The organism is Pontixanthobacter sp. CEM42 (assembly GCF_017812015.1).
GTDB lineage: Bacteria > Pseudomonadota > Alphaproteobacteria > Sphingomonadales > Sphingomonadaceae > Pontixanthobacter.
Window position 1 is genome coordinate 1419871 of sequence record NZ_JADQTN010000001.1, and the last position, 24842, is coordinate 1444712.

A 24842-nucleotide genomic window follows, 5' to 3' on the forward strand; every position below is an offset into this window, starting at 1 on the left:
CTCGTTCAATCCGCCAACTGGTCCGCCAAGCAGCCCTTATGCTTAGCGGGGCCGGCCACGGCCCTTCAATTTGGCCTTCTTGATCAGATCACCATACTGGTGCGCCAGCAAATGCGATTGGACCTGACTGATCGTATCCACAGTCACGTTGACCACAATCAGCAAGCTGGTGCCGCCAAGGAACAGCGGTACGCCGGTTTGCGCAATCACATATTCGGGCAGCACACAGACCAAGGTCAAATACAGCGCACCGACGACCGTGATACGGGTCAAAACATAGTCGAGATAATCTGCGGTCCGCTTGCCCGGACGGATACCCGGAATGAAGCCGCCATTCTTCTTCAGATTATCCGCTGTTTCCTCAGGGTTGAACACAACCGCGGTGTAGAAGAAGCAGAAGAAGATGATGCCCGCCGCATAGAGCAGCATGTAGAGTGGCTGACCGTGTTGCAGATATTGCAGAACGGTTTGCAGGATGCCGCCAGCGCCCGAACTCGTGTCGAGCGAGTTGCCCGCAAATTGGGTAATCGTCAGCGGCAGCAGCAGCAATGAACTTGCGAAGATCGGCGGGATAACACCAGCAGTATTAAGCTTCAAAGGAAGGTGCGAGCGATCCGCTTGCATCATACCCTTTGCGCTCGCACGCTTCGGATATTGGATAAGCAAACGTCGCTGCGCTCGCTCTACAAAACAGATCAGCAGGATCAACACTACAACCATCAGCAGGAAGCCGATGATAATGCCAGGAGCGATCGAGCCGGTCCGGCTACCTTCGAACATGTTTGTAGCGAATGTCGGGAACTGGGCGACGATACCCGCCATAATGATCAGCGAGACACCATTGCCAATACCGCGCGAGGTAATCTGCTCACCCAGCCACAGCAGGAACATGGTACCGCCGACCAGACTGATCACCGCGCCAACGCGGAACGTATAGCCGGGATCAACCACAGCAGCGATACCGCTTTGCGCGCCGAATGCTTCCAGGCCTGCAGCGAGGAACCACCCTTGAATCGCACACAGGAACACGGTGCCGTAGCGTGTATATTGGTTGAGTTTCTGGCGGCCTGTTTGGCCCTCTTTCTTCAATGCAGCCAATGCCGGATGTAGTGAAGACGCCATTTGCACCACAATCGATGCGGTAATGTAAGGCATAACGCCCAGCGCGATCAGGCTCATCCGCTCCAGACTACCGCCGGTGAAGGCGTTAAGCAGATCGGTCACGCCGCCCTGCGTCAGTTCGGCGAGTTGCGCCAAAGCCTGAGGGTTGATGCCTGGCAGCGGCACAAAGCTCATGAAACGGAAGACGACAAGCGCACCGATCGTGAACCAGATACGGCTCTTAAGCTCGGTTGCTTTCGAGAAATTGGCGAGGCTTAGATTGCTCGCAACATTATCGGCGCGTGATGCCATGGAAACTTAAATCCTAATCATGCTCCGGCTGCTCTAAAACACGCCTCCAATAGGAGGCCCTCAACACGAGGAACCGGTTTGAGCAGGATACATAGGGAGCAAGGTGCCCAATGTCGAACCCCTTGCTCCCCAATCAATGCAATTTAACCAGATTATTTGGCCTTTTTGCCGTCTTTTCCGACGGCTTTTTCAGCAGCTGCTCGCTCGAAGGCTTTGCCTTTGGGCGCTTTGTCGCCCTGGCCGCCATCGTGCTTCGGCTTAGGAAGGATGTCTACCGAACCGCCAGCCTTTTCGACCGCAGCGACAGCGCCCTTAGACGCACCGTTGACGATGAATTTCGCTTTGGCTTTGATTTCGCCCTTGCCGAGAAGACGAACACCGTCTTTTCCGCCTTTAGCGAGACCAGCAGCTTTCAGCGCAGCGTGATCGATGTCTTTCTTGGCGTCGAGCTTCTTCTCGTCGATGAATTTCTGGACCATGCCGATGTTTACTTCAGCGTAGTCCATGCCGAACGGGTTGTTAAAACCACGCTTCGGGATCCGCATGTGAAGCGGCATCTGACCACCTTCGAAACCCTTGATCGAAACGCCTGAGCGGCTTTTCTGACCTTTTTGACCGCGTGCAGCAGTCTTACCCTTGCCGGAACCGATACCACGGCCAACACGGGTGCGCACTTTACGGGCGCCGGGATTATCTCTGAGATCGTTAAGTTTCATAATGTGCACTCGCTTTCGCTTTCAAAGCCCCGTTCTGGGGTTCGCGCTAATAGGAAGCAGCCCGGTATTGCACCGGGCCGCCCAATTCAAATCAATTCGTGTCAATCAACTATCGCAACCATGTGCGGCAGTTTGGCAATCGCACCGCGAACTTCAGGAGTATCCTGACGCTCAACGACCTTATGCATTTTGTTCAGACCAAGACCGATCAGGATCTTGCGCTGCTTCTCGTCACGGCGGATCGGCGAACCGATCTGCTTGAGCTTGATTGTTTTCTTCGCAGCCATTTATCTTACTCCGCTACAGCTGCAGCATCGGCTTCAGCCTCTGCTTCGCTAGCGCCACCTCGGCCGAGAAGGTCTGCAACCTTCTTGCCACGACGCTGAGCAACCGACTTCGGCGAAGTTTGGTTAGCCAGCGCATCAAAAGTAGCGCGGATCATGTTGTATGGGTTCGACGTACCGTTGGACTTGGTCACAACGTCCGCAACACCCAGGCTTTCGAAGACAGCACGCATTGGACCGCCGGCGATGATACCGGTACCCGGAGGTGCTGTGCGTACGACCACCTTGCCAGCGCCGAAGCGGCCCTTGGCGTCATGGTGAAGTGTACGGCCTTCTTTCAGCGCAACACGGATCATGTTCTTCTTGGCAGCTGCGGTTGCTTTGGTGATGGCTTCAGGCACTTCGCGTGCCTTACCCTTACCAAAGCCTACGCGGCCTGCACCGTCGCCAACGACGACGAGTGCTGCGAAACCGAAGCGCTTACCGCCCTTGACCGTTTTCGAGACACGATTGATGTGGACCAGCTTTTCAGCAATGCCATCATCAGGCTCGTCCCGGCCACCGCGACGATTGTCACGACCACCACGGCCACGTCCACCGCCACGGTTGTTGCCGCCGTCACGTCCACCACGACCACCGCGACCACGAGGGGCAGCGTCGGCAGCGGCAGGCGCTTGCTCGGTTGGAGCAGGCGGTGCGTCTGCAGCAGGTGTTGCACCTTCAGCAGCAGGCTCTTCAGCCTTTGCTTCCGGAGCAGCTTCAGCCTTGGGTGCTTCTTTAGCAGCAGCTTCGGCCTTTGGAGCTTCTTCTGCTTTAGCTTCAGGAGCAGCTTCTTCCTTTGCAGGAGCTTTTTCCTCAGCCTTCTTCTCGTCAGCTTTCTCAGCTTTCGGAGCAGCCTTCTTGGCAGGTGCCTTTTTCGCCGGAGCTTTCTTGGCAGCAGCCTTTTTCGGAGCAGCTTTTGTTTCTTCTGCCTTGGTTTCCTCAACCTTGGCGTCGTCAGTTTTCTTTTCGTCAGCCATGATCAGAACTCCAGCCCGCCTTCACGGGCGGCATCGGCCAGCGCTTTCACGCGGCCATGGAACAGGAAACCGCCGCGATCGAACACGACAGTGGTTACGCCCGCCTTTTTGGCAGCAGCAGCGATGTCTTTGCCGACCGCTTGGGCAGCATCAACATTCGCACCCGATTTCTTGCCACCAAGCGTCGAAGCAGCTGCAAGAGTGCGGCCTTCTTTGTCGTCGATGATCTGGGCATAGAGATGCCGGCCGGTGCGGTGCACCGACAAACGGGGACGATCGCCAGCGCGGTTGCGCAAAGCCGTGCGGACACGGCGACGGCGGCGTTCAAAGAGAGATAGTTTAGCCATCTTACTTCTTCTTCCCTTCCTTACGGAAGACGTATTCGCCTTGGTACTTGATACCCTTGCCCTTGTAAGGCTCAGGCTTGCGCCATTGGCGGATTTCTGCGGCGAGCTGACCAACGGCCTGCTTGTCCATTCCGCTGATAATCACGGTTGTCTGATCCGGTGTTTTAACTTCGAGCCCTTCAGGAATGTCGATATCGACATCGTGGCTGAAGCCGAGTTGCAGGTTCAGGGTCTTACCCTTCGATGCAGCACGATAACCAACGCCGGAAATTTCGAGCGTCTTGCTGAAACCTTCGGTCACGCCTTCGACGAGGTTCGAAACCAGCGTCCGGTGCATACCCCAGAAGGAACGAGCAATCTTCGTGTCGTTCGCAGGGTTTACCTGGATCTCGTCACCTTCAACTTTATAGCTAATGTGATCAGACAGGCCCATCGTCAAAGTGCCTTTCGGCCCCTTCACGCTTAGCGTGTCGTTCTCGATGCTGGCAGTTACGCCGCCCGGGATCGCTACAGCTTTCTTACCAATGCGGCTCATCAGAAGACCTCCGCAAGCACTTCGCCGCCGACGTTTTCATTGCGTGCTTCGTTGTCCGAAAGCACACCGCGAGGTGTCGAGACGATGGTGATGCCCAGACCATTGCGCGTAATCGGAAGCTCTTTCGAACCTGAATAGACGCGGCGGCCAGGCTTGGAAACGCGGGCAACATGCTTGATCGCAGGCTCGCCCTCGAAATATTTCAGTTCAATCCGCAATGCAGGATGCGCACCCGAACTGTCATCAGAATAGCCACGGATGTAGCCTTCGCGCTGAAGCACTTCGAGAACGTTTGCACGCAGCTTGGACGCTGGCGACAGGACAGAATCCTTCTTCGCGCGTTGTCCGTTGCGGATGCGGGTGAGCATATCACCCAATGGATCGGTCATAGCCATCTGTCAGATCCTTACCAGCTGGACTTCGTAACACCGGGAATCATGCCGCGATTGGCAAGGTTCCGCAGCTCGATACGGTTAAGTCCGAACTTCCGGTAATAGCCGCGTGGGCGGCCGGTTGTTGCACAGCGGTTACGGACCCGTGTCGGGTTACCGTTCCGCGGGATTTCAGCCATCTGGAGGCGAGCAATCATACGCTCGCTCTCGTCGAGCGACTTGTCAGACGCAATCGCCTTCAGCTTCGCGTATTTCGCCGCGTACTTCTTGACGAGCTTCTTACGACGCTCATTCTTGTTGATGGAACTCAGTTTCGCCATGGACTTAAGCTCTCTTTCTCAATTCTTACCTAGGGCCGGGCTCACGCCGCAGCCTTTTCATCAGCCTGCTCTTCAGCAGGGAACGGGAAACCGAACAGACGCAGCAATTCGCGTGCTTCTTCATCGGTTTTTGCAGTGGTCGTCACAATGATGTCCATGCCGCGAACAGTCTCGATCTTGTCGTACGAGATTTCCGGAAAGACGATCTGTTCCTTCAGACCCATTGCGTAGTTTCCGCGCCCATCGAACGACTTGGCGTTCAGGCCGCGAAAGTCACGAATGCGGGGCATTGCAACAGTCACCAGACGATCAACGAATTCGAACATGCGTTCTTTGCGCAAGGTAACCTTGCAACCAATCGGCATGCCTTCGCGCAGCTTGAACTGAGCGATCGACTTCTTGGCTTTGGTGATAACCGGCTTTTGGCCAGCAATCAGTGCCATTTCTTCAGCAGCGGTCGCAACTTTCTTTTTGTCCTGGCTGGCTTCGCCAACACCCATATTGAGTGTGACTTTGGTCAGCTTCGGAACTTCAAGAGCGTTCTTGTAACCGAACTTTTCAGTCATCGCTTTGACGATCACGTCGTCATAGCGCTGCTTCATACGAGGAGTGTAATCAGCCATCGATTGTCTCTCCGGATTTCACAGCAATGCGAACCTTCTTGCCGTCCTTTTCTTCGAAACGGACGCGGGTTGGCTTGCCATCCTTAGGATCAGCCACGGCAACTTTCGAAAGGTGCATCGGCGCTTCGAAGCGATCGATACCACCCTGCGGGTTTTCCTGACTGGGCTTGCGGTGACGGGCAGCGATATTGATACCCTCGACGATGACCTTGCCGTCTTTCGGCATGACCTTCTGGACAGTGCCGGTGCGGCCCTTATCCTTGCCCGAGAGTACGACTACGCTGTCGCCTTTTTTGATCTTAGCTGCTGGCATCAGATTACCTCCGGTGCGAGCGAGATGATCTTCATGAACCCGCGGCCGCGAAGTTCGCGCACAACGGGGCCAAAGATACGAGTGCCGATTGGCTCTTCGCTCTTATTCACAAGAACAGCTGCGTTGCCATCAAAACGGATTACACTGCCGTCAGGACGACGAACGTCCTTACGAGTGCGCACGATCACCGCACGGTGAACGTCACCCTTTTTGACTTTCGCGCGGGGCTGCGCTTCCTTCACGGATACGACGATAACGTCGCCGACGCTCGCAGTACGACGCTTAGACCCGCCCAGCACTTTAATGCACTGGACGCGCTTCGCGCCGCTGTTATCCGCGACGTCTAGGTTAGATTGCATCTGAATCATGGATTCAGTTCCTTCTCAGTCGGCTTGCAGAAACCAGTCCTGCAGTTCCAAAAAATACGTCTTACGTCGTGCTACCGGCAGCAGCTTCGACTTCGATGTCAGCTTCAACAGCGACACCCTTGCTAGCTTTGACCGTCTCGATCACTTTCCAAGTCTTTGTCTTGGAGATCGGCTTGGTCTCTTCAATCCGGACGGTGTCGCCCGCTTTGAAAGCGTTCTTTTCGTCGTGAGCGTGATACTTCTTCGAACGACGCATGATCTTCCCGTAAAGGGGGTGCTTCACTTTGCGCTCGACCTTCACGGTCACAGTTTTGTCGGTCTTGTCAGAGGTGACGGTCCCGGTCAGAATACGTTTCGGCATCGTGTACCCCTTACGCCTTTGCCGCTGCGGACCGTTGGGTCTGCAGGGTCTTAATCTGGGCGATCTCGCGACGGACTTCCTTAATCCGCGCAGGACGCTCAAGCTGGTTGGTCGCTGCCTGGAAACGCAGGTTGTACTGCTCACGCTTCAATTCGGTCAGATCAGCCGTCAGCTGGTCGTCGGTCTTGGCGCGGAGATCTTCGATCTTGCTCATGATCAACCCTCCAGGTGCGAAGTGTCACCCAGACGGGCAACAACTTTGGTTTTAATCGGAAGCTTCATGGCTGCACGCTCGAAAGCGGCTGCTGCCAATGGGCCGGGAACGCCGTCCAGTTCGAACAGGATGCGACCGGGCTTAACCCGTGCTGCCCAATATTCGACCGAACCCTTACCTTTACCCTGACGGACTTCGGCAGGCTTCTTCGAAACCGGAACATCGGGGAATACGCGGATCCAGAGACGTCCTTGACGTTTCATGTGACGTGTAATCGCACGACGCGCAGCTTCGATCTGGCGTGCAGTGATACGCTCAGGCTCAAGAGCCTTGAGGCCGTAAGAACCGAAGTTCAGATCGGTACCGCCTTTGGCAGTTCCTTTGATCCGGCCTTTGAAAGCCTTACGGAATTTATGTTTTTTCGGTTGTAGCATGGTGCTTACTCTCGAATTCTATCAGCGAGCCGGACGGACGCCGGAAGTTTGGGCTTCCATCATCAGTCGGTCTTGAGCGGTTGGATCATGGCCGAGGATCTCACCTTTGAAGACCCAAACCTTGATACCGATGATACCGTAGGCAGTGAGCGCTTCGGTTTCGGCGTAATCGATGTTCGCACGCAGCGTGTGCAGTGGAACACGACCTTCACGGTACTGCTCGACACGGGCGATTTCAGCACCGCCGAGACGGCCACCACAAACGATCTTGATGCCTTCGGCACCCAGACGCATTGCAGATTGCATTGCGCGCTTCATCGCACGGCGGAAAGCAATACGGCGTAGCAGCTGGTCAGCAATACCTTGAGCGACGAGCTTGGCATCGACTTCCGGCTTGCGGATTTCGACGATGTTCAGCTTCACTTCGCTGTCAGTCATTGCAGCAAGCTTCGCACGCAGCTTCTCGATGTCTGCACCCTTCTTACCGATGATAACACCGGGGCGGGCTGCATAGATCGAAACGCGGCACAGTTTTGCCGGGCGCTCAATAACCACCTTCGAAATAGCTGCTTGTGGCAGGCTATCGACGATGAATTTGCGCATCTCGATGTCTTCCTTGAGAAGCTGAGCATAGTCACGCCCTTCAGCGTACCAGCGGCTATCCCAAGTGCGGTTGATCTGCAGGCGCAGGCCGATCGGATTACTCTTCTGACCCATCTTACGCTTCCTCTTCTTCGTGCTCGCGAACGACAATGCGCAGGCGGCTGAATGGCTTCAGGATGCGGGTAGATTTACCGCGACCACGTGTGTGGAAGCGCTTCATCGTAATCGACTTACCGACGCTCGCTTCTGATACGATCAGAGAGTCCACATCGAGGTTGTGATTATTTTCCGCGTTAGCAATTGCCGAAGCCAGAACCTTGGTTGTGTCCTTAGCCATCTGCTTGCGCGAGAAAGCGAGGATGTTCAGAGCATCTTCAACCTTTTTGCCGCGGATCAGCGCAGCAACGAGGTTGAGCTTCTGAGCCGAACCGCGAATTTGCGTGCCGACAGCCAAAGCCTCGTTATCGCCAACACGGCGTGGAGTTTTTGCCTTACCCATTAGCGCTTACCCTTCTTGTCGGTAGCGTGACCAGGGAAGGTACGTGTTGGCGAGAATTCACCAAGCTTGTGACCAACCATGTCCTCGTTAACGGACACCGGAATAAACTTCTGACCATTATAGACGTTGAACGTCAGGCCAACGAATTGCGGCAGGACTGTGGAACGGCGCGACCAAGTTTTGATCGGCTTGTTGTTGCCATTTTCCTGCGCATCTTCTGCCTTTTTCAGCAGGTGGAGGTCTACGAACGGACCTTTCCAGACGGAGCGAGCCATCTCGGTTACCTCTTCTTCTTGGCGTGACGCGAACGGATGATCATTTTATCCGTCTGCTTGTTCTTACGAGTGCGGGCACCCTTAGTCGGCTTACCCCAAGGCGTGACCGGGTGACGACCACCCGAAGTACGACCTTCACCACCACCGTGTGGGTGATCGACAGGGTTCTTAGCGACACCGCGTGTCAGCGGCTTAATGCCCATCCAACGGCGACGACCAGCTTTGCCGAGGTTCTGGTTCTGGTTGTCGGGGTTAGAAACCGCGCCAACCGTACCCATGCAATCGGAACGCAGGTAGCGTTGCTCGCCAGAGTTCAAACGAACCATGACCATGCCGCGATCACGACCGACCAGCTGGACATATGTACCAGCTGAGCGAGCGAGTTGACCGCCCTTGCCCGGCTTCATTTCCACATTGTGGCAAATGGTGCCGACCGGCATCTGACCCAGAAGCATGGCATTGCCAGGCTTAGTATCAGTTTTCTCACCAGCGATGACAGTGTCACCAACGGCAAGACGCTGAGGGCAGATGATGTACGCTTGCTCGCCGTCAGTATATTTCAGCAAAGCAATGAAGGCCGTACGGTTAGGATCATATTCGATCCGCTCGACAGTCGCTTCCATATCCCACTTACGACGCTTGAAGTCGATGAAGCGATACTTCTGCTTGTGTCCACCGCCGATGCCACGCGAAGTGACATGACCCTTGTTGTTCCGACCACCGGTCTTGCGCTTGCCTTCAGTCAGCGACTTGACGGGTTTGCCTTTAAACAGGCCCGACTTGTCGACGAGAATAAGGCCACGCCGAGCGGGGCTTGTTGGTTTATAACTCTTGAGTGCCATCAGTCTTGCCCTCAGATTCCGCCAGTGATGTCGATGGGCTCGGAGCCTTCAACCAACGTCACAATTGCTTTTTTGAAGTCGCTACGTTTGTAGGGACGGCCCTTCCAGCGCTTCACTTTGCCCTTTTGGACAAGCGTGTTCACGCCCTTCACCTTGCAATCATAGATAGCTTCGACAGCTTCTTTGATTTCAGGCTTGGTCGCACCCTTCGCTACTTTGAAGACCACTGCGTCATTCTCAGACAGCAAAGTCGACTTCTCGGTAATGTGAGGAGAAAGCACAACGTCGTAGTGACGCGCGTCTATTTCTTGCTTCTTAGCCATTGAAGCGCGCCTCCAGCTTTTCGACAGCGTCCTTAGTCAGGATCAGCGTGTCGTGGTTGAGAATGTCATAGACGTTGGCACCCTGCGCCGGCATCACATTGACACCGGGAAGATTACCAGCTGCCTTACGGAAGCCGTCATCTACAGTTTCACCGTCGATCACGAGGACTTTGCCATTCAGGCCAGCCTTCGAGAAGTTCGCTTGCAGAGCCTGCGTCTTAGCGTCTTTGAGTTTGAGGCTATCAACGATCATCAGACCGTCTTTTGCCTTGCTCGACAGAGCCATCTTCAGGCCGAGTGCACGGATCTTCTTGTTCAACGACTGGTTGAAGTCACGCTTGCGAGGACCGTGCGCCTTACCACCACCGATAAAGATCGGAGCAGAGCGAGCACCGTGACGAGCAACGCCGCCACCCTTCTGCTTACCGTGCTTCTTACCTGTGCGGTTCACATCGGAACGCTCTTGGGCCGCACGGGCAGTGCCGCGGCGGTTTTCGAGCTGCCATGTGACGACGCGGTGCAGGATGTCAGCGCGTGGCTCGACGCCGAAAACGGCTTTATCGAGAGTCACGTCGCCGGTAGCCTTACCGCCGTCGATTTTCTGGACCTTCACCTTCATCGGATCAGCCCTCCTTACCGGAATCATCGGCAGGCTTTTCAGCCGCGTCAGTGGTGGATGTATCAGCTTCAGCCGCAGCTTCGAGCTTCTCTTGCTGCTCAGCCGAAACTTCTTCGGTCACTTCGTGCTCCGCAGCACTTTCAACCAAGCCCGGAGTCGCTTCTTCAGTCGCGTACTCATCTTCGTTGCGGCGCATAACGCCGGGGAACGGAAGATCTTCAGGCATTTTCAGCTTCACAGAGTCGCGAACAACCAGCCATGCGTTCTTGTGCCCAGGGACCGAGCCCTTGACGAACAGCAAGCCGCGCGTTGCGTCTGTACGAACGATTTCGAGGTTTTGCTGGGTACGCTGACGGTCGCCCATGTGGCCGGCCATCTTCTTACCCTTAAACACACGGCCCGGATCCTGACGGTTACCCGTCGAACCGTGCGAACGGTGAGAGATCGAAACACCGTGTGTCGCGCGAAGACCACCAAAGCCCCAACGCTTCATAGCGCCGGCAAAGCCTTTACCTTGCGTGTGACCGGTGATGTCAACTTTTTGGCCAGCGATGAAGTGCTCGGCCGAAATACGCGCACCGACAGGAAGAAGAGCTTCTTCGCTATCGAGACGGAATTCAGCAACCTTACGCTTCAGCGGAACGCCTGCTTTCGCAAAGTGCTCGCGCTGCGGCTTGGCAACGTTCTTTTGCTTGGCCTCACCCGAACCAACCTGAAGCGCGACATAGCCGTCAACTTCGTCAGTGCGGTGAGAAATAACTTGGCAATCATCCAGCGAAAGAACGGTCACAGGTACGTGACGTCCATCCTCCTGGAACAGGCGGGTCATCCCGACTTTTCTTGCGATAACGCCAGTGCGCATCGTCAAAACTCCTAACACAGAGGCACACGGACCATTCCGAGTGCTTGCCCAGCCCATTTTGTGATGCGTCGCCCCGTCCGGGCTGAGTGCTCACCCAATTGCTTGGGATTGCGAGACGGGGAACGCAGACCCGGTTAAACTTGTAAGAAACAAGCCGTCCGGCGGTATTCCTATGTCTTCGCTTTAGCTTTCGCCAAAGCCGCGAAGATTAAGCGAGCTTAATTTCCACGTTAACGCCAGCAGCAAGATCGAGCTTCATCAGCGCGTCTACGGTCTGAGCGTTTGGCTGCACGATATCGAGCAACCGCTTGTAAGTACGTACCTCGAACTGCTCACGCGACTTCTTATCGATGTGCGGGCCGCGGTTCACGGTAAACTTCTCAATTCTCGTCGGCATCGGAATGGGGCCACGAATGAGCGCGCCAGTCCGGCGAGCAGTTTCTGCGATTTCACCAGTTGCCTGGTCGAGTACGCGGTGATCAAACGCCTTCAGGCGAATGCGAATATTCTGGGCTTCCATGTCCAACTACCAATGAGAAAGAGCAAACAACAAAAATCAGCGATCCGCCCTCTCCCGTCTCCGAGGGAGAGCAGGGCCACTGATCAAAACTATTTCCGAATGTGAGACGAATCTCGTTCGTTGAGAGGCCCTATATGGGGGAACCCTGCACGTTGCAACCCCTGTCACGCAATTTCGCCGCCGATATAGTAGGGCGATTTCACGATCCAGCTTCGGATCTGGATTGCAAAGAAAAACGCCCGGCAGCGCAAAGGCCGCCGGGCGCGTTTCTGTTAGCCGAATTAGGCCTTAATGGTGCCAACAACACCCGAACCAACGGTGCGGCCACCTTCGCGGATCGCGAAGCGAAGACCGGCATCCATGGCGATCGGTGCAATCAACTTGACGTCGATGGTCACGTTATCGCCAGGCATTACCATTTCAGTGCCTTCAGGAAGGATCACTTCACCGGTAACGTCGGTGGTGCGGAAGTAGAACTGCGGACGGTAGTTCGCGAAGAATGGCGTGTGACGGCCACCCTCGTCCTTCGAAAGGACGTAAACTTCTGCCGAGAATTCAGTGTGCGGGTTAACCGAACCTGGCTTCGCCAGAACCTGACCGCGCTCAACGTCTTCACGTCCAACGCCGCGAACCAGTGCGCCGATGTTGTCGCCAGCTTCACCGCGATCAAGCAGCTTACGGAACATTTCAACACCAGTAACAGTGGTCTTACCAGTGTCACGGATACCAACGATTTCAACTTCGTCGCCAACGTTTACAACGCCGGTTTCAACACGGCCGGTAACAACAGTACCACGACCAGAGATCGAGAATACGTCCTCAATCGGCATCAGGAAGTCTTTATCAACCGGACGCTCTGGCTGTGGGATGTGCTCATCAACAGCAGCCATCAGTTCCTTGATCGAATTCGCACCGATTTCTTCGTCACGACCTTCGAGTGCGGCCAGAGCCGAACCCTTAACGATAGCGATGTTGTCGCCGTCGAAGTCATAGCTAGAAAGCAGTTCACGAACTTCCATTTCAACGAGTTCGAGGATTTCCTCGTCGTCGACCTGGTCAACTTTGTTCATGTAAACGACCAGAGCAGGAACGCCGACCTGACGTGCAAGCAGGATGTGCTCGCGAGTCTGTGGCATTGGTCCGTCAGCTGCGTTCACAACCAAGATAGCGCCGTCCATCTGCGCAGCACCGGTGATCATGTTCTTAACATAATCGGCGTGGCCTGGGCAGTCGACGTGTGCGTAGTGGCGCGCGTCTGTTTCATACTCAACGTGAGCAGTCGAAATCGTGATACCACGCTCGCGCTCTTCAGGAGCTTTATCGATGTTAGCGAAGTCAACGGCTTCACCGCCGGATGCTTCAGCCATCACCTTGGTAATCGCCGCAGTCAACGTCGTTTTACCATGGTCAACGTGACCGATGGTGCCAATGTTGCAGTGCGGCTTGTTCCGCTCAAATTTTTCCTTCGCCATTTTCAATAACCTCTAGTGTTTTAACTTAACAGAATACGGGAATCAGCGGCACCCGTACAAACAGGCGCCGCCCCTAAACGCATCGCTCGCCTTAGGCAAGCTTCTCCTTAACTTCGAGTGCAACTGCTGCCGGCACTTCCTCATAGTGAGAGAACTGCATGGAGTAGTTTGCACGGCCTTGGCTGAACGAACGCAGTTCATTCACGTAGCCGAACATGTTGGCCAGAGGCACAAAGGCATCAACTGCCTGTGCGTTACCGCGTGTATCGGTGCCTTGGATTTGACCACGACGCGAGTTGAGATCGCCGATTACGTCGCCGAGATAGTCCTCGGGAGTAATGACTTCAACCTTCATCACTGGCTCAAGCAGCTTGATGCCGCCACGTTCCGCAGCTTCACGCATTGCACCGCGTCCACAGATTTCAAACGCCACGGTCGAAGAGTCGACATCGTGATACGCGCCGTCCGTTACGTGGATCGTGAAATCGATGATCGGGAAGCCGATCATGTAGCCGCTTTCGGCCTGCTCACGAATGCCCTTCTCAAGCGACGGGATGTATTCCTTAGGAATGTTACCGCCCTTAATGCTGTCCTCGAACACGATGCCTTGGCCGCGCTCACCAGGAGTGAACTGAGCTTTGGCACGAGCAAACTGACCGGTACCACCCGACTGCTTCTTGTGCGTGTAATCAACGTCGATCGTACGACCGAGCGATTCACGATAAGCAACCTGAGGCGCACCAACGTTGGCTTCGACTTTGAATTCGCGCTTCATACGGTCAACCAGGATGTCGAGGTGAAGTTCACCCATACCCTTGATGATCGTCTGACCGCTTTCGTGGTCTGTTGTAACGCGGAACGATGGATCTTCAGCTGCAAGACGGTTGAGCGCTACGCCCATCTTCTCTTGGTCAGCTTTGGTCTTCGGCTCAACGCTGAGCTCGATAACCGGATCCGGGAATTCCATCCGCTCAAGAACAATCGGCTTGGCAGGATCGCACAGCGTATCACCAGTGGTGGTCGCTTTCATGCCAGCCAGCGCAACAATATCGCCCGCGAATGCTTCTTCGATGTCCTTACGGTCATTGGAGTGCATTTCGAGGATACGGCCGATCTTTTCCTTCTTGTCCTTCACGGAGTTCAGAACAGCGCCCTTCTCCAGCATGCCGGAATAGATGCGGGTAAAGGTCAGCGAGCCAACGAACGGGTCGTTCATCACTTTGAATGCCAAAGCCGCAAATGGCTCGTCATCGCTGGATGGACGTGAGTCTTCTTCGTCCGAGTCCGGCAGAACGCCCTTAATCGCAGGAACGTCGAGCGGGCTCGGCATGTAGTCAACAACCGCGTCGAGCAGAGGCTGAACGCCCTTGTTCTTAAACGCAGAGCCGCACAGAACAGGCACGAAGCTTTGGTTCAGTGTACCCTTACGGATCAGCGCTTTCAGCGTTGCCGCATCAGGCTCGTTACCTTCAAGGTAAGCTTCCATCACATCGTCGTCTTGCTCAACCGCAAGCTCGATCAGCTCCTCACGGTACTGGGCTGCTTCGTCGACCATATCCTCTGGGATATCGCCATAGACATATTCAGCACCAAGATCTTCGTTCTGCCATGTGATCGAACGCTGGTTCACCAGATCGACAAGACCGGTCAGGCTGGCTTCGATGCCGATTGGCAAATACAGAACAGCTGGTGTCGAACCGAGGCGATCGATGATCGACTGGACACAGTATTTGAAGTCAGCGCCGGTACGGTCGAGCTTGTTGATGAAGCACATCCGCGGAACTTTGTACTTGTCAGCCTGACGCCAAACAGTCTCAGACTGCGGCTCAACGCCGGCAACGCCGTCAAAACACGCAACCGCGCCATCAAGCACACGCAGCGAACGCTCGACTTCAATCGTGAAGTCAACGTGGCCGGGAGTGTCGATGATGTTGATCCGGTGCTCAGGAGTTTTGCGAAGCTCTTTCGGATCGGACTTAGGGTCCATCGATGATTCTTCGGGGTTCCAGAAACAAGTCGTCGCAGCAGACGTAATCGTGATGCCGCGCTCTTGCTCTTGCTCCATCCAGTCCATCGTCGCAGCGCCATCATGCACTTCGCCGATTTTGTAGGATTTACCAGTGTAGTAGAGGATCCGCTCTGTAGTCGTGGTCTTACCGGCGTCGATATGCGCCATAATCCCGATATTGCGGTACCTGTCTAACGGATGGCTACGTGCCATGTTGAATTCCTCGATTTGCAGGGGAGAGACGCCAAATGCGCCATCATCCCCATATAGTTACAAATGTTACCAGCGGTAGTGGCTGAACGCGCGGTTGGCGTCGGCCATCTTGTGCGAATCTTCGCGCTTCTTAACCGCATTGCCGCGATTGTTTGCAGCATCCATCAACTCACCCGAAAGGCGCGCTGACATGGTTGTTTCAGGGCGACCGCGAGCGGCACCGATCAACCAACGGATAGCCAGTGCCTGGGCTCGCTCAGGGCGAACTTCCACAGGAACCTGGTATGTCGCACCACCAACACGGCGGCTGCGGACTTCGACCTGCGGCTTGATGTTGTTCAGCGCATCATGGAACATCTGGATAGGATCAGATTTCGCTTTGGCTTCAACTGTATCAAGCGCACCATAAACGATGCGTTCTGCAGTGGATTTCTTACCATCGAGCATGAGGTTGTTCATGAACTTCGACAGGACCAGATCCTTAAACTTCGGATCGGGCAGGATGACCCGCTTTTCGGGACGACGACGACGTGACATTTTATAAAACTCCTTTGGAGTTTGGGGCGGTTCCGGCCCTCTCCCCCACCCGACCACCCGTGAGGATAATCTTTGGGTGGTCGGGTGGGGGAGAGGGCTGGTGCCGCAAGCCTCAGACGGATGTCTGGGGCGTACCCAACAAATAATTCTTATTTAGGACGCTTGGCGCCGTACTTAGAACGGCTCTGCTTGCGGTCCTTGACCCCTTGCGTATCCAGAACGCCGCGCAGGACGTGGTAACGCACACCGGGAAGATCGCGAACACGGCCGCCGCGGATCAGCACAACGCTGTGCTCCTGGAGGTTGTGGCCTTCGCCGGGGATGTAGGAGATGACTTCGCGGCTGTTGGTCAGGCGAACCTTGGCAACTTTACGAAGCGCCGAGTTCGGCTTCTTCGGCGTAGTCGTGTAAACGCGTGTACAAACGCCGCGCTTTTGCGGGTTTGCTTCCATCGCAGGGACTTTGGATTTGACCTTCTGCGGGACGCGGCCCTTGCGGACCAGCTGGTTAATTGTAGGCATGAAGTACTCTTCACCTTGTTTTCCATGATGGCGGGATTGCCATCATGGGCGCGACCCTTCCGGGCGCAAAACCGGTTCCCACTTTTGCTGAAGGGATGCGGGTGCATGCCGACAACTCAGTACGAACCGAGGTACCGTAGGATCAGAGAAGAATGGTAAAACCCGCGCCCTTAACCGTCATTCCCGCGAAAGCGGGAATCCAGCTAACAAGAAACGCCGCGAAGCGTCACTCGATGCGCGAGCTGAAAACACTCCACCCATACCAAAAGGCACCGGGTTACTTTGACGGCCGCCCTGATGCGCACGCCCTCCCGAAAGAGGATATCCGCTCAATAGAAAAGAGCCCGTCGCAAACGCGAAAGGCCCCCAGGACTAAACCGGCAATGTTCAGCTCTATCTACCCAATACCTACCCACTCGGTGAAGAGAGCATGCATCGGATGGATGGGCCTTTAGGGGGAGTTGGGGGTTGGGTCAAGGGTTGGAAACGAAATCGGTCCACTTGGCCTTGACCAAACGACGAGCAGTCGCGCGGCACATTTTCTGTTCCAGTGAGATTCCAAAATCCAGCCAATGGACTGCATTGTAGTAATACGTACTTCCAACCTTAGTGAGCTGCGAGAGAACTCTGCGCAGCGTCCGCTTGCTACAATCTCGCACCATCCGCAAGCCAACAGCCTTACGTGCCTCATCGAACTCCAAATTGAGGAGAATTAGTAGCTCCGCATCACTGATCTTAAGAAATCTACTTTTGGGGAATACAGAAATAGCGAACGGTGTCATCTTGGCCGGCAAACGCCCAACCAGCTCAATCAAACTGGCTTCAGACATAATTCCGATTACAGCATCTGTTGCCGCGCCGAACCTGGCTTGCCCATCGAAATCTCGACTTAGAAGCCCCAAGCCGTGGCCTGGGTTCTCCACCAGCTTCAGTATTCTCTCTACGTCTTCATCTTGGCCATGATGCCCCAAGTAGGCGACAATATCTGGATTAAACTTGATGTCATAGGCATCCAACACACCCCGGATTCTGGGTAAATCCAAAGAATCATCCTTACGCGCCAACACCTCGCAGCCGCGCGACAACATTTTGAGAACCACATCGGGAATTAAGCCGAGCCATTTTTCAGCAAGTTTCTGACCTTCCGTACCCAGCTTCCTTATTGAAGCAAGATGCTCTTCAGCAGCACCGTTAAACCGATCATCAATATCCGCCCTCAATTGCTCTCCCAATACCCTGAACTCTCGTTCTGCCGCAACAAAGCGCAAGTCATCATCCAGAAAATCAGCCTCTCCCTCAAGCTTGAGAAGTTCGGATTTTTCAAGCTTACCAAGCCTTAACTTTCTAAATTCAACGTATTGACTCTCACCATCAGAACCAGAGCTACTGAGCCAAAGTAAACCCTCTTTTCGCTTATTTACAATAAGCGAACGGAATTCACGCTCGTCCGCCAAAACACCTTGATGCTCCAGTGAAGTGACACCGATCACCCTGACATCTGCGGAACTGTCACTCGCTAAGCGACGCGCGAGTTCTTCATTCAAAGCGCCTCGATGATGTAACTCCCGCGCTGCATGGAGCCGAACGCTATCCGCTTTCAACGAAAAAGCATCAATCAATTGCTTGGCACTCAAGGAAGCGCTTTCATCGAACAACGCGGCGATAACGGCACTGGACGGCCTTACGGGGTCCAAGCGTAACAATTCGTCAAAAGCTTTACTTTGGTTCGACCGCGCAAGAATGCGAATTTTTGCATCGACGTACTGCGCCGTTTGTTGCCCCGATGATCCCGCCATGTGCCTCACGAGCAAGCCTACATCGTCAGAACCGCCAAAGTCGCTCAGATAGGACAAGCCAGCCGATACCACGTCTGCATGCTTACTTCTCAACCAACTATCAACAATCTGGTCTCGCTCGAAGACGCCACCGTCAATGTTCAAACCCAACACCTGAAGTGCATGGATTGCGCCAACTCGAGCGGCTTCCGGGGTCGCCACGACCGAATTGACAGAGAGGGGCTCGTGATCTGAATCCTCGAGTCTTTCGTACCAATACCAAATAGGGATATTCTCAGAACCAAACGAACTAAGGCCAGACCTTAAAAGAGCGCGTTGTTCTGCCCTGCTTAAGTCGACATCAAATCTCTGGTTGAACATAAGGTTTGCGTCATGCGCACCTATTACATGGTCGTCGTTACCGACCTTCGACATAGATGACGCTACCAATCGGATGCGCGCAATCTGCTCGGCAGAGATCTGATCCTCACCATCTGCCAGCCGTGAATCAGAGATCAAACTGCTGAAAAATGTCTCAACTTCTTGAGGTAACAGATACCCTAAGCTCATTTCCGCGTCGCTATCAGCTTCGGAGTTAACAACAGCATCCTCGTCGTTACCCCCGTCAACCGCCTGCTCAGCCTCAATCTTTTGGGATACGTACTTGTAAATTACCCTGCGGAATTTCTCCTCAAACTCACTGGTTTCAGCGAACTGCTCGAAGTAGATTTCCTTTTTCTCTATAAGTTCTGATCTGAACCGCTGCACACGCTGAATCTGTGGCCCTGGATCCTTGAGCATCTCTGGCCGTGGATCCTTCAACAATAAACATATTTCGACATTCTCACCACTTTTCCGACGATTAACCGCTCTGTGAAACTCCTCCTCAAAACCTGATTGATATTCTGTCTCGACAGCCGGGGGCGTGCCCCAACGCTCCCAAACCATCCCAAAAAAGAGCTCGCATTGATCTAAATCACGATTGATTAACGCTTGAGGTCGCCCAAACCCCGTTATCGTCTCTTCCCAACCCACCAAATCAATATGCAAGCCGAGCATGTTTGCAAGGTTCGAATTGACCTCTTCTGATATCTTCTTCGCCGAGCGCCGCTCGTCCTCAAGATCAGACGGAGATGCTAGAAAGACACGTATGACTTGTCGCTGTTCCACTGTGTGTTATGGTCGTCGCCCCGTGTATGAAGATCAAGTAGCGCAGTTCATATATCCACCATCGCTAGCGGAAGCGCTGAAGAAAGCCTCGATTGCCATGACCCGCAGTTTCCCGCTCCTTTTTTGGCTGCAGCTGCCCCCGCTTTAGCCGAATCATTTTCCTACAAGGCGTTTTTAGCCCCTCAGTCGCCGGCCGGAATGCATCCGCATTCGTTCTGGCTCCGCCAGTGCTTCGCAACGGCTTCCCCACATAAACTCGGGCAGTCGCCTTGCGGTTGGCTAGTCGCCGACCGGACCAACGCCAGACAGAAACAATTTTCCTACTCGCGAAATTTGTGCATTCTAGGGCTGGTCATGCCCGAAACCGACCACGCCATCCCAACCCAAGTCTGTTTTTTTGTTTAGCCTCAATCGCCGGCGTTCGCGTCCGCTCACTTGGCTACGCCTAACGGCGGCGCGCGGTCGCGCTTGCGGTCCGTCTGGGTCGGACCGGGTCAACGCCAGATATCGAGACTGAACTATGGCCGATGAAGCTTCCGTGCCCACGAGGGCCACTCCCCGCCAAGCCACTTCCGCCGTCGCGCACGTCTCGTCTCCGCCCGAGGACGACGACCCGCTGCTCGCTTTCGAGCCTTATCTCCACAAGGAACCGCGTTCCAATTCGATCACGCCGGATCGCCAGCGGCGCTTTGTCGCCACGCTCGCCGCCACCGGCATCGTCAAGCAGGCTGCCAAGTCCATCGGCAAATCGCTGGAGGCGCTCTACAAACTCCGCCATCGGCCGGGTGCGGAGGGCTTTGCGGCGGCGTGGGATGCGGCGCTGGAGCGCGGGGTGCAGCGGCTCGAAGATTGCGCGTTGGAGCGCGCGGTTCAGGGCACCTCTACGCCGATTGTCTCGGGCGGCGAGATATTGGGCTGGTGGGACAAGCCGGACAATGCCTTGCTCCGTTTCCTGCTGCGTTATCGCCTGCCGCAGAAATACGGGCCTACGGCCGAGGATATCGGGCCGGGACATCCGGTCTATGACGAGCTATTGGAGCAAGCGCGGCGCGAATTGGCTGACCACAAGCGCCAGCTCAGCGCGCAGGTCACCGCGCGGGCTATGGCAATCCATACATGGCGGCGGCGCAAGCATTGGCGGCAGTCGCAGGCGCATGGAGCGGATGCCGGCTCGGCGCAGGATTGGTGGGACAATGACGATGCGGACGGCTTCCCGCAGCTGCCCGGCGTTGGCGGGCTCGACGATGGCGCGCGCGAAATGGCCGAGCAATATTTGCAGGATCTGGAGGATAACCCGCCGAGATAATGCTGCGGCAATGGCCATGCGGGACTAGCGCCCGCTCGCCGATCCGCTATCACTCCCCGCGATGGTCATCGATTGGGACACCTTTATCCGCATCGCCAGCGCCGGGGCGAGTTTCCTGTTGCTGATGGTGATGCTGGCCGGGCGGATACGGCCGCCGCTGAAAGTTGCTTTGGCCGGTTTGCTGATCGGCTCTGCCGCCTATGTCATCAATTCCTCCACCACCATCCTGTTGCCGCGCTGGATTGATCCGTGGATCGATTTCGTTTCGCTGCTGACGCCGTTCTGGGCGTGGCTGTTTGCAAGGCGTCTGTTCGAACGCGACGCACCGCCGCTGGCGGTGTGGGGCTTTATGGCGGTGTTCTTCGGCTTCTGGTTTATGGGGCACTTTATGCAGTCCACCCGCCCCGTCGGATTTTACGGCATCCACGCGGCATCGCTGGTGTTGCTGGCCGATTTGATCCGCGTGGCATGGCTGGGCCGCGGTGACGATCTGATCGAGAAACGGCGGGTGATCCGGATGTGGCTGCCGATATTGGTCGCGTTGCAGGCTGCCGGGATATTGGTGTTCGAAGTGATCGTCGGCGCGAACATCCCTTATCCCGAAGTGCAGCTGGTCAACGGCCTGCTAATCCTCGCGCTGACCGTGTTTGCCGCAGTGATCTTGCTCGAAACAGATGCCGAATTGCTGGTGGATACCGCTGAGAGCGAACCAGTCCCGCCCGCCGAACCCACGCTTTCCCCCGCCGAACACGTGCTGCGCGAGAAGCTGGATGCGGCCATGGCAGAGGGATATTACCGCACGCCGGGGCTGACCATCGCCACTCTCGCCGCGCATCTGGAAACGCCCGAACACCGGCTGCGCGCGCTGATCAACCAGCGGCTGGGAGAACGCAATTTCTCCGGCTTCCTCAACCGCCACCGCATCGCCGAAGCAAAGGAAAAACTGGCTGACAAAGCGCATGTCGATCTGCCGGTGCTGACAATCGCGATGGATTTGGGCTATAATTCGCTGCCGACTTTCAACCGCGCCTTCCGCAGCGAAACAGGCTCCACACCCACGGATTTCCGCCGTTTAGCGATCGGTGAGAGTATCTCAGAGTAACTGGTCAAAACTGAAAAAGACGGTGCAATTTCGAAAATGACCGGCTTTTTCCGGCTTTGCGGAGCCTTTTCATTGCCTCTTCACCATTGTCTGTGCATCACCTCAACCGGAGCACAGCATGACCACCCCCGAATTAGGCGCACCTGAAACGACACTGCTCGAGAAAATCAGCGAGCACATGATGATGGGGATCTATTTCGATCTGACCCGTTATCTGGTCGCGGCCGGATTGCTGACGGTACTGCTATTCGTATTCAAACGCTGGGCGTCCAACCGCCGCATCCAGACCAAATTTGCGAAACGCGGTGACTATACCCGCGAGTTCTTCTCCTCACTACGCACGGTGTTCATTTTCGCGGTGACCACGATCAGCACGCTGGTACTGCGCGAATATGGCATCATCGAGCTGAAACTGGAGGGCGCATCGCTAGCACTCATTGCGATCCAATTCGCGATAATCGTGGTCGCCCATGACGCTTACTTCTATTGGATGCACCGCACGCTCCACCACAAGCGCCTGTTCCTCGCGACCCATGCGCATCATCATAAATCGCGCACGCCTACGCCGTGGACCGCTTACAGCTTCGCGACGTGGGAAGCCGTGTTCGAAGCCGCCTTCGTTCCGTTATTCCTGCTCGCCACCAGTCTGATGGGCGTGGCCTATGCCGGCTGGGCGATGTTCTTCTTCCTGTGGCACATGATCTTCCGCAATGTGATGGCGCATGCCGGTGTCGAGCTGTTCCCCGCAGGCTGGGTCGACAGCAAATGGACCGACTGGATTTCGACCACCACACACCATGATTTGCACCACCAAGCGGGTAATTCGAATTTCGGCTTCTACTTCACCTGGTGGGACCGGATGATGGGTACCGAAAACCCACGCTACAAAGAAGAATTCCGCCGCGTCGCCAAGCCGGTTGTAATGACCGGCCGCCCGGCAGAACTCGCGTCGGTCGTGGCAATGACGATGCTGCTAACCGCAGCGACGCTTGGCGGCGGTGTCGGGATGATGGTGGCTTAGCGGCTGGGCTTTGGGCCTACTGACGCCTTCGTGATAGCAATCTGAAAATCACCGCTTCCCCCTAAGCTGCTACGCGCTCGAATGCGAAGCTTCTGCCACCATTCTTCCGTTTCATCCCTACCAAACTTCGTCAAAAATACGGCCGGATTGAGATCGATCTGTGAATTATCGCCAACCGTGTCATCATTGGATTCTACAACGGAAAATCCGAACGGCGTGTAGTAACCGACTTCTAGGAAAGCGTCGAAATCGCTACTCGACAGCACAATACGAACCTGTTCATCGGCTTCGACCAGCTCCTCCGCAGATAGGTGAGACGGCATGTGAAACAACTCAAACCGCATAGCCCTTGGCGCTTCGGAGTCGATTTCTAACGGCGAGGTCGATGTCAGTGCACCGGCGTGGGCGGCGCCATTGATTTGCAACCGTGTTGGTGTTGCGGCCGTTTTATCAAAAAGCTGAAAGGCCGCTGTGAAGTTGCCCGCCAAGCCATCAACCTCGGCCCCTCTAACCGTATATTTACCACTCTTGGCAACTCGATAGACAATGAGTGAGCCCAGACTTCCCCACATATCATCATTGGTAGCCACAATTTCCCCGGTGGTTTCATCACCGAAATATAACCGCAAAATTGAATCGAACGCTGCAAGTTCCGCGCTGTCCATCCAAATCAGTAGCGTTTGCCCCTTTTCTGCGTCGAACTCGAACAATACTTCCCCATTTGTTTGAAGCGTGCCCTTGGCCTCTTTATACCCTTTCGAGAATTCGATCTTTGCAGGCTCAGGGCGTGGTCGGCTCTGGGTCGCGCGATCCCGGAGCAAAATTCCAATGCGTCCGCCAAGACCAGATCGATCAAGAACCTCAAGTGTTGCCTGTTCGCGTACTGCCGCCGGCAAGTTCACTTCGATCGTGCCGTGCTGACTCCTGATCGGATTAAGTTCGGTGACCATCCCCTCTACATCGCGCACAAACACCGCCAATTTTCGATCTGGCTGATTAGATTCATCAAATACAGTTACAGTTAATGCGGCGCCGTCCGGGATATCAATCGGAAATTCAGCCCCTGCTGCGCTACCAGGCTCAAGTTCGGCAAAAGAGTACGCGCCGGAGCCCAATGTGGCCCCCTCGACCTCGCCCTCATCTAAATCCTGAGACAGCGCAATATTTGCCGAAATCATGAAACCGGCCGCAACCAAAGAAGCCAACATCACACCACACTTGCGTAAAAACATAACTCCTCCAACCTCTGATCTCGAAAATGAAATTATCTAAATTTCAGTGAAAATCTCTTTCCCATCTTGTCTCTAAGAAAATTCCCCAACATGCGAACCGCCACTTTTGATCGACCGGCACTTTTATATTGGCCCTTGTCGTTGCAAACCTCATACATGTGCCCCAACTCCAACATGCCAGCCATTAGCTCTTCAACCGAGCTTTGTTTTTTGTATATTTTGGCGTGTGCGGTAACCCCGTTGGGAGATGGGCAGAATTTTCCTGACCCCCTAAGACTGATCAGAATTGGCTCTTGAATTTCTGCTTTGTTAACAAACCCTCTGGAAAAAACCCATTGCTGAATACTAGTCCAATTTTTTCCAACAATCGTACCCACAATATAGGTCTTAGGCACTTCGGCTGGTTTTGGTTTCTCACTTCCAATAACGTTTTGCTTACTGGATGAACCCGAGTTGTGCTTCCAATACACTGTAATTCTGTTGTCTTTAGACATCTTCACAAAAAACTTTTCGCCACTCTCTTGAGCGACGGCAACACCTTGGGTGAGTACAAATATGCCTAGAATAGCCACACATTTACATATCTGCTTGTACATACACCCC

32 protein-coding genes are annotated in these 24842 nt (G+C 54.9%); 3 read left to right on the top strand and 29 right to left on the bottom strand.

Annotated features, from left to right (window positions below):
* Window positions 1-42: 42 nt before the first annotated feature.
* The 27 genes from secY to J9777_RS06905 all read right to left on the bottom strand — a co-directional run bounded on the left by secY (window position 43) and on the right by J9777_RS06905 (window position 19578).
* The gene (gene secY / locus J9777_RS06775) at window positions 43-1413 is read right to left on the bottom strand and encodes a preprotein translocase subunit SecY (protein WP_209347976.1); all 1371 of its coding nucleotides are present in this window, start codon (window positions 1411-1413) and stop codon (window positions 43-45) included.
* Window positions 1414-1565: 152 nt separating this feature from the next.
* A complete protein-coding gene (rplO, locus tag J9777_RS06780; protein WP_209347977.1) occupies window positions 1566-2129 on the bottom strand; it encodes a 50S ribosomal protein L15 in 564 nt (187 codons plus the stop codon).
* 101 nt (window positions 2130-2230) lie between these two features.
* Window positions 2231-2416, bottom strand: a complete 186-nt coding sequence (rpmD, locus tag J9777_RS06785) for a 50S ribosomal protein L30 (protein WP_209347978.1) — start codon at window positions 2414-2416, stop codon at window positions 2231-2233.
* A 5-nt stretch (window positions 2417-2421) separates the two neighbouring features.
* Window positions 2422-3432 (bottom strand): 30S ribosomal protein S5, encoded by a 1011-nt coding sequence (gene rpsE, locus J9777_RS14785; protein ID WP_348631950.1) that lies wholly within the window; start codon window positions 3430-3432, stop codon window positions 2422-2424.
* A 2-nt stretch (window positions 3433-3434) separates the two neighbouring features.
* Window positions 3435-3779: a 50S ribosomal protein L18 gene (rplR, locus tag J9777_RS06795; protein WP_209347979.1), complete on the bottom strand. Its 345-nt coding sequence runs from the start codon at window positions 3777-3779 to the stop codon at window positions 3435-3437.
* Between the two features lies 1 nt (window position 3780).
* Window positions 3781-4314, bottom strand: coding sequence for a 50S ribosomal protein L6 (gene rplF / locus J9777_RS06800; RefSeq protein WP_209347980.1), 534 nt, complete (start codon window positions 4312-4314; stop codon window positions 3781-3783).
* Window positions 4314-4709: a 30S ribosomal protein S8 gene (gene rpsH / locus J9777_RS06805; RefSeq protein WP_209347981.1), complete on the bottom strand. Its 396-nt coding sequence runs from the start codon at window positions 4707-4709 to the stop codon at window positions 4314-4316. Before rpsH ends, rplF begins: the two co-directional genes overlap by 1 nt.
* Window positions 4710-4720: 11 nt before the next feature.
* On the bottom strand, window positions 4721-5026 hold the full coding sequence (rpsN, locus tag J9777_RS06810) for a 30S ribosomal protein S14 (protein WP_160614262.1): 306 nt from the start codon (window positions 5024-5026) through the stop codon (window positions 4721-4723).
* Between the two features lie 41 nt (window positions 5027-5067).
* Complete coding sequence (gene rplE, locus J9777_RS06815; protein WP_209347982.1) at window positions 5068-5649, bottom strand: 50S ribosomal protein L5; 582 nt, start codon at window positions 5647-5649, stop codon at window positions 5068-5070.
* A complete protein-coding gene (rplX, locus tag J9777_RS06820) occupies window positions 5642-5962 on the bottom strand; it encodes a 50S ribosomal protein L24 (RefSeq protein ID WP_160614264.1) in 321 nt (106 codons plus the stop codon). The genes rplE and rplX overlap by 8 nt, the downstream gene beginning before the upstream one ends.
* Entirely contained in the window at window positions 5962-6330 is a 369-nt protein-coding gene (rplN, locus tag J9777_RS06825) for a 50S ribosomal protein L14 (protein ID WP_160614265.1), read from the bottom strand. Before rplN ends, rplX begins: the two co-directional genes overlap by 1 nt.
* 61 nt (window positions 6331-6391) lie before the next feature.
* A complete protein-coding gene (gene rpsQ / locus J9777_RS06830; protein ID WP_209347983.1) occupies window positions 6392-6691 on the bottom strand; it encodes a 30S ribosomal protein S17 in 300 nt (99 codons plus the stop codon).
* 10 nt (window positions 6692-6701) lie between these two features.
* Window positions 6702-6905, bottom strand: a complete 204-nt coding sequence (gene rpmC, locus J9777_RS06835) for a 50S ribosomal protein L29 (RefSeq protein ID WP_209347984.1) — start codon at window positions 6903-6905, stop codon at window positions 6702-6704.
* 2 nt (window positions 6906-6907) lie between these two features.
* Window positions 6908-7339, bottom strand: coding sequence for a 50S ribosomal protein L16 (gene rplP / locus J9777_RS06840; protein WP_209347985.1), 432 nt, complete (start codon window positions 7337-7339; stop codon window positions 6908-6910).
* Window positions 7340-7360: 21 nt separating this feature from the next.
* Entirely contained in the window at window positions 7361-8056 is a 696-nt protein-coding gene (gene rpsC, locus J9777_RS06845; protein ID WP_209347986.1) for a 30S ribosomal protein S3, read from the bottom strand.
* A gap of 1 nt (window position 8057) precedes the next feature.
* Window positions 8058-8441, bottom strand: coding sequence for a 50S ribosomal protein L22 (rplV, locus tag J9777_RS06850; protein ID WP_160614270.1), 384 nt, complete (start codon window positions 8439-8441; stop codon window positions 8058-8060).
* The gene (rpsS, locus tag J9777_RS06855) at window positions 8441-8716 is read right to left on the bottom strand and encodes a 30S ribosomal protein S19 (RefSeq protein WP_209347987.1); all 276 of its coding nucleotides are present in this window, start codon (window positions 8714-8716) and stop codon (window positions 8441-8443) included. The genes rplV and rpsS overlap by 1 nt, the downstream gene beginning before the upstream one ends.
* A 5-nt stretch (window positions 8717-8721) precedes the next feature.
* Window positions 8722-9558, bottom strand: a complete 837-nt coding sequence (gene rplB / locus J9777_RS06860; RefSeq protein WP_209347988.1) for a 50S ribosomal protein L2 — start codon at window positions 9556-9558, stop codon at window positions 8722-8724.
* 11 nt (window positions 9559-9569) lie between these two features.
* On the bottom strand, window positions 9570-9881 hold the full coding sequence (locus J9777_RS06865; protein ID WP_209347989.1) for a 50S ribosomal protein L23: 312 nt from the start codon (window positions 9879-9881) through the stop codon (window positions 9570-9572).
* Window positions 9874-10500: a 50S ribosomal protein L4 gene (gene rplD, locus J9777_RS06870; protein WP_209347990.1), complete on the bottom strand. Its 627-nt coding sequence runs from the start codon at window positions 10498-10500 to the stop codon at window positions 9874-9876. Before rplD ends, J9777_RS06865 begins: the two co-directional genes overlap by 8 nt.
* 4 nt (window positions 10501-10504) lie before the next feature.
* Complete coding sequence (gene rplC, locus J9777_RS06875) at window positions 10505-11362, bottom strand: 50S ribosomal protein L3 (protein WP_209347991.1); 858 nt, start codon at window positions 11360-11362, stop codon at window positions 10505-10507.
* A 208-nt stretch (window positions 11363-11570) separates the two neighbouring features.
* Entirely contained in the window at window positions 11571-11882 is a 312-nt protein-coding gene (rpsJ, locus tag J9777_RS06880) for a 30S ribosomal protein S10 (protein WP_061924928.1), read from the bottom strand.
* A gap of 281 nt (window positions 11883-12163) precedes the next feature.
* A complete protein-coding gene (gene tuf, locus J9777_RS06885; RefSeq protein WP_209347992.1) occupies window positions 12164-13354 on the bottom strand; it encodes an elongation factor Tu in 1191 nt (396 codons plus the stop codon).
* A gap of 91 nt (window positions 13355-13445) precedes the next feature.
* On the bottom strand, window positions 13446-15575 hold the full coding sequence (gene fusA, locus J9777_RS06890; protein WP_209347993.1) for an elongation factor G: 2130 nt from the start codon (window positions 15573-15575) through the stop codon (window positions 13446-13448).
* A 66-nt stretch (window positions 15576-15641) separates the two neighbouring features.
* On the bottom strand, window positions 15642-16112 hold the full coding sequence (rpsG, locus tag J9777_RS06895) for a 30S ribosomal protein S7 (protein ID WP_209347994.1): 471 nt from the start codon (window positions 16110-16112) through the stop codon (window positions 15642-15644).
* Between the two features lie 149 nt (window positions 16113-16261).
* Window positions 16262-16633, bottom strand: coding sequence for a 30S ribosomal protein S12 (rpsL, locus tag J9777_RS06900; RefSeq protein WP_160614279.1), 372 nt, complete (start codon window positions 16631-16633; stop codon window positions 16262-16264).
* A 473-nt stretch (window positions 16634-17106) separates the two neighbouring features.
* Window positions 17107-19578, bottom strand: coding sequence for a DUF4062 domain-containing protein (locus J9777_RS06905; protein ID WP_209347995.1), 2472 nt, complete (start codon window positions 19576-19578; stop codon window positions 17107-17109).
* Window positions 19579-20098: 520 nt separating this feature from the next.
* Between J9777_RS06905 and J9777_RS06910 the strand changes: the two genes are divergently transcribed.
* From J9777_RS06910 to J9777_RS06920, 3 genes are all read left to right on the top strand, one after another.
* On the top strand, window positions 20099-20884 hold the full coding sequence (locus J9777_RS06910) for a hypothetical protein (RefSeq protein WP_245228529.1): 786 nt from the start codon (window positions 20099-20101) through the stop codon (window positions 20882-20884).
* A gap of 61 nt (window positions 20885-20945) precedes the next feature.
* On the top strand, window positions 20946-21986 hold the full coding sequence (locus J9777_RS06915) for a helix-turn-helix domain-containing protein (protein ID WP_209347996.1): 1041 nt from the start codon (window positions 20946-20948) through the stop codon (window positions 21984-21986).
* A gap of 118 nt (window positions 21987-22104) precedes the next feature.
* A complete protein-coding gene (locus tag J9777_RS06920) occupies window positions 22105-23007 on the top strand; it encodes a sterol desaturase family protein (RefSeq protein WP_209347997.1) in 903 nt (300 codons plus the stop codon).
* Here J9777_RS06920 and J9777_RS06925 read toward each other — a convergent pair.
* Both J9777_RS06925 and J9777_RS06930 read right to left on the bottom strand, forming a co-directional pair.
* Window positions 23004-24239, bottom strand: a complete 1236-nt coding sequence (locus tag J9777_RS06925) for a hypothetical protein (RefSeq protein ID WP_209347998.1) — start codon at window positions 24237-24239, stop codon at window positions 23004-23006. The genes J9777_RS06920 and J9777_RS06925 overlap by 4 nt on opposite strands.
* 32 nt (window positions 24240-24271) lie before the next feature.
* Window positions 24272-24835 carry a hypothetical protein gene (locus J9777_RS06930; protein WP_209347999.1) on the bottom strand — a complete coding sequence of 188 codons (564 nt, stop codon included), beginning with the start codon at window positions 24833-24835 and terminating at the stop codon, window positions 24272-24274.
* Window positions 24836-24842: the final 7 nt, after the last annotated feature.

Excerpts from the sequence above, each read along its gene's own strand:
- secY (WP_209347976.1), bottom strand. The coding sequence starts at position 1,413 with ATGGCATCACGCGCCGATAATGTTGCGAGCAATCTAAGCCTCGCCAAT.
- rplO (WP_209347977.1), bottom strand. The coding sequence starts at position 2,129 with ATGAAACTTAACGATCTCAGAGATAATCCCGGCGCCCGTAAAGTGCGC.
- rpmD (WP_209347978.1), bottom strand. The coding sequence starts at position 2,416 with ATGGCTGCGAAGAAAACAATCAAGCTCAAGCAGATCGGTTCGCCGATC.
- rpsE (WP_348631950.1), bottom strand. The coding sequence starts at position 3,432 with ATGGCTGACGAAAAGAAAACTGACGACGCCAAGGTTGAGGAAACCAAG.
- rplR (WP_209347979.1), bottom strand. The coding sequence starts at position 3,779 with ATGGCTAAACTATCTCTCTTTGAACGCCGCCGTCGCCGTGTCCGCACG.
- rplF (WP_209347980.1), bottom strand. The coding sequence starts at position 4,314 with ATGAGCCGCATTGGTAAGAAAGCTGTAGCGATCCCGGGCGGCGTAACT.
- rpsH (WP_209347981.1), bottom strand. The coding sequence starts at position 4,709 with ATGGCTATGACCGATCCATTGGGTGATATGCTCACCCGCATCCGCAAC.
- rpsN (WP_160614262.1), bottom strand. The coding sequence starts at position 5,026 with ATGGCGAAACTGAGTTCCATCAACAAGAATGAGCGTCGTAAGAAGCTC.
- rplE (WP_209347982.1), bottom strand. The coding sequence starts at position 5,649 with ATGGCTGATTACACTCCTCGTATGAAGCAGCGCTATGACGACGTGATC.
- rplX (WP_160614264.1), bottom strand. The coding sequence starts at position 5,962 with ATGCCAGCAGCTAAGATCAAAAAAGGCGACAGCGTAGTCGTACTCTCG.
- rplN (WP_160614265.1), bottom strand. The coding sequence starts at position 6,330 with ATGATTCAGATGCAATCTAACCTAGACGTCGCGGATAACAGCGGCGCG.
- rpsQ (WP_209347983.1), bottom strand. The coding sequence starts at position 6,691 with ATGCCGAAACGTATTCTGACCGGGACCGTCACCTCTGACAAGACCGAC.
- rpmC (WP_209347984.1), bottom strand. The coding sequence starts at position 6,905 with ATGAGCAAGATCGAAGATCTCCGCGCCAAGACCGACGACCAGCTGACG.
- rplP (WP_209347985.1), bottom strand. The coding sequence starts at position 7,339 with ATGCTACAACCGAAAAAACATAAATTCCGTAAGGCTTTCAAAGGCCGG.
- rpsC (WP_209347986.1), bottom strand. The coding sequence starts at position 8,056 with ATGGGTCAGAAGAGTAATCCGATCGGCCTGCGCCTGCAGATCAACCGC.
- rplV (WP_160614270.1), bottom strand. The coding sequence starts at position 8,441 with ATGGGTAAGGCAAAAACTCCACGCCGTGTTGGCGATAACGAGGCTTTG.
- rpsS (WP_209347987.1), bottom strand. The coding sequence starts at position 8,716 with ATGGCTCGCTCCGTCTGGAAAGGTCCGTTCGTAGACCTCCACCTGCTG.
- rplB (WP_209347988.1), bottom strand. The coding sequence starts at position 9,558 with ATGGCACTCAAGAGTTATAAACCAACAAGCCCCGCTCGGCGTGGCCTT.
- J9777_RS06865 (WP_209347989.1), bottom strand. The coding sequence starts at position 9,881 with ATGGCTAAGAAGCAAGAAATAGACGCGCGTCACTACGACGTTGTGCTT.
- rplD (WP_209347990.1), bottom strand. The coding sequence starts at position 10,500 with ATGAAGGTGAAGGTCCAGAAAATCGACGGCGGTAAGGCTACCGGCGAC.
- rplC (WP_209347991.1), bottom strand. The coding sequence starts at position 11,362 with ATGCGCACTGGCGTTATCGCAAGAAAAGTCGGGATGACCCGCCTGTTC.
- rpsJ (WP_061924928.1), bottom strand. The coding sequence starts at position 11,882 with ATGGAAGCCCAGAATATTCGCATTCGCCTGAAGGCGTTTGATCACCGC.
- tuf (WP_209347992.1), bottom strand. The coding sequence starts at position 13,354 with ATGGCGAAGGAAAAATTTGAGCGGAACAAGCCGCACTGCAACATTGGC.
- fusA (WP_209347993.1), bottom strand. The coding sequence starts at position 15,575 with ATGGCACGTAGCCATCCGTTAGACAGGTACCGCAATATCGGGATTATG.
- rpsG (WP_209347994.1), bottom strand. The coding sequence starts at position 16,112 with ATGTCACGTCGTCGTCGTCCCGAAAAGCGGGTCATCCTGCCCGATCCG.
- rpsL (WP_160614279.1), bottom strand. The coding sequence starts at position 16,633 with ATGCCTACAATTAACCAGCTGGTCCGCAAGGGCCGCGTCCCGCAGAAG.
- J9777_RS06910 (WP_245228529.1), top strand. The coding sequence starts at position 20,099 with ATGGCCGATGAAGCTTCCGTGCCCACGAGGGCCACTCCCCGCCAAGCC.
- J9777_RS06915 (WP_209347996.1), top strand. The coding sequence starts at position 20,946 with ATGGTCATCGATTGGGACACCTTTATCCGCATCGCCAGCGCCGGGGCG.
- J9777_RS06920 (WP_209347997.1), top strand. The coding sequence starts at position 22,105 with ATGACCACCCCCGAATTAGGCGCACCTGAAACGACACTGCTCGAGAAA.
- J9777_RS06925 (WP_209347998.1), bottom strand. The coding sequence starts at position 24,239 with ATGTTTTTACGCAAGTGTGGTGTGATGTTGGCTTCTTTGGTTGCGGCC.
- J9777_RS06930 (WP_209347999.1), bottom strand. The coding sequence starts at position 24,835 with ATGTACAAGCAGATATGTAAATGTGTGGCTATTCTAGGCATATTTGTA.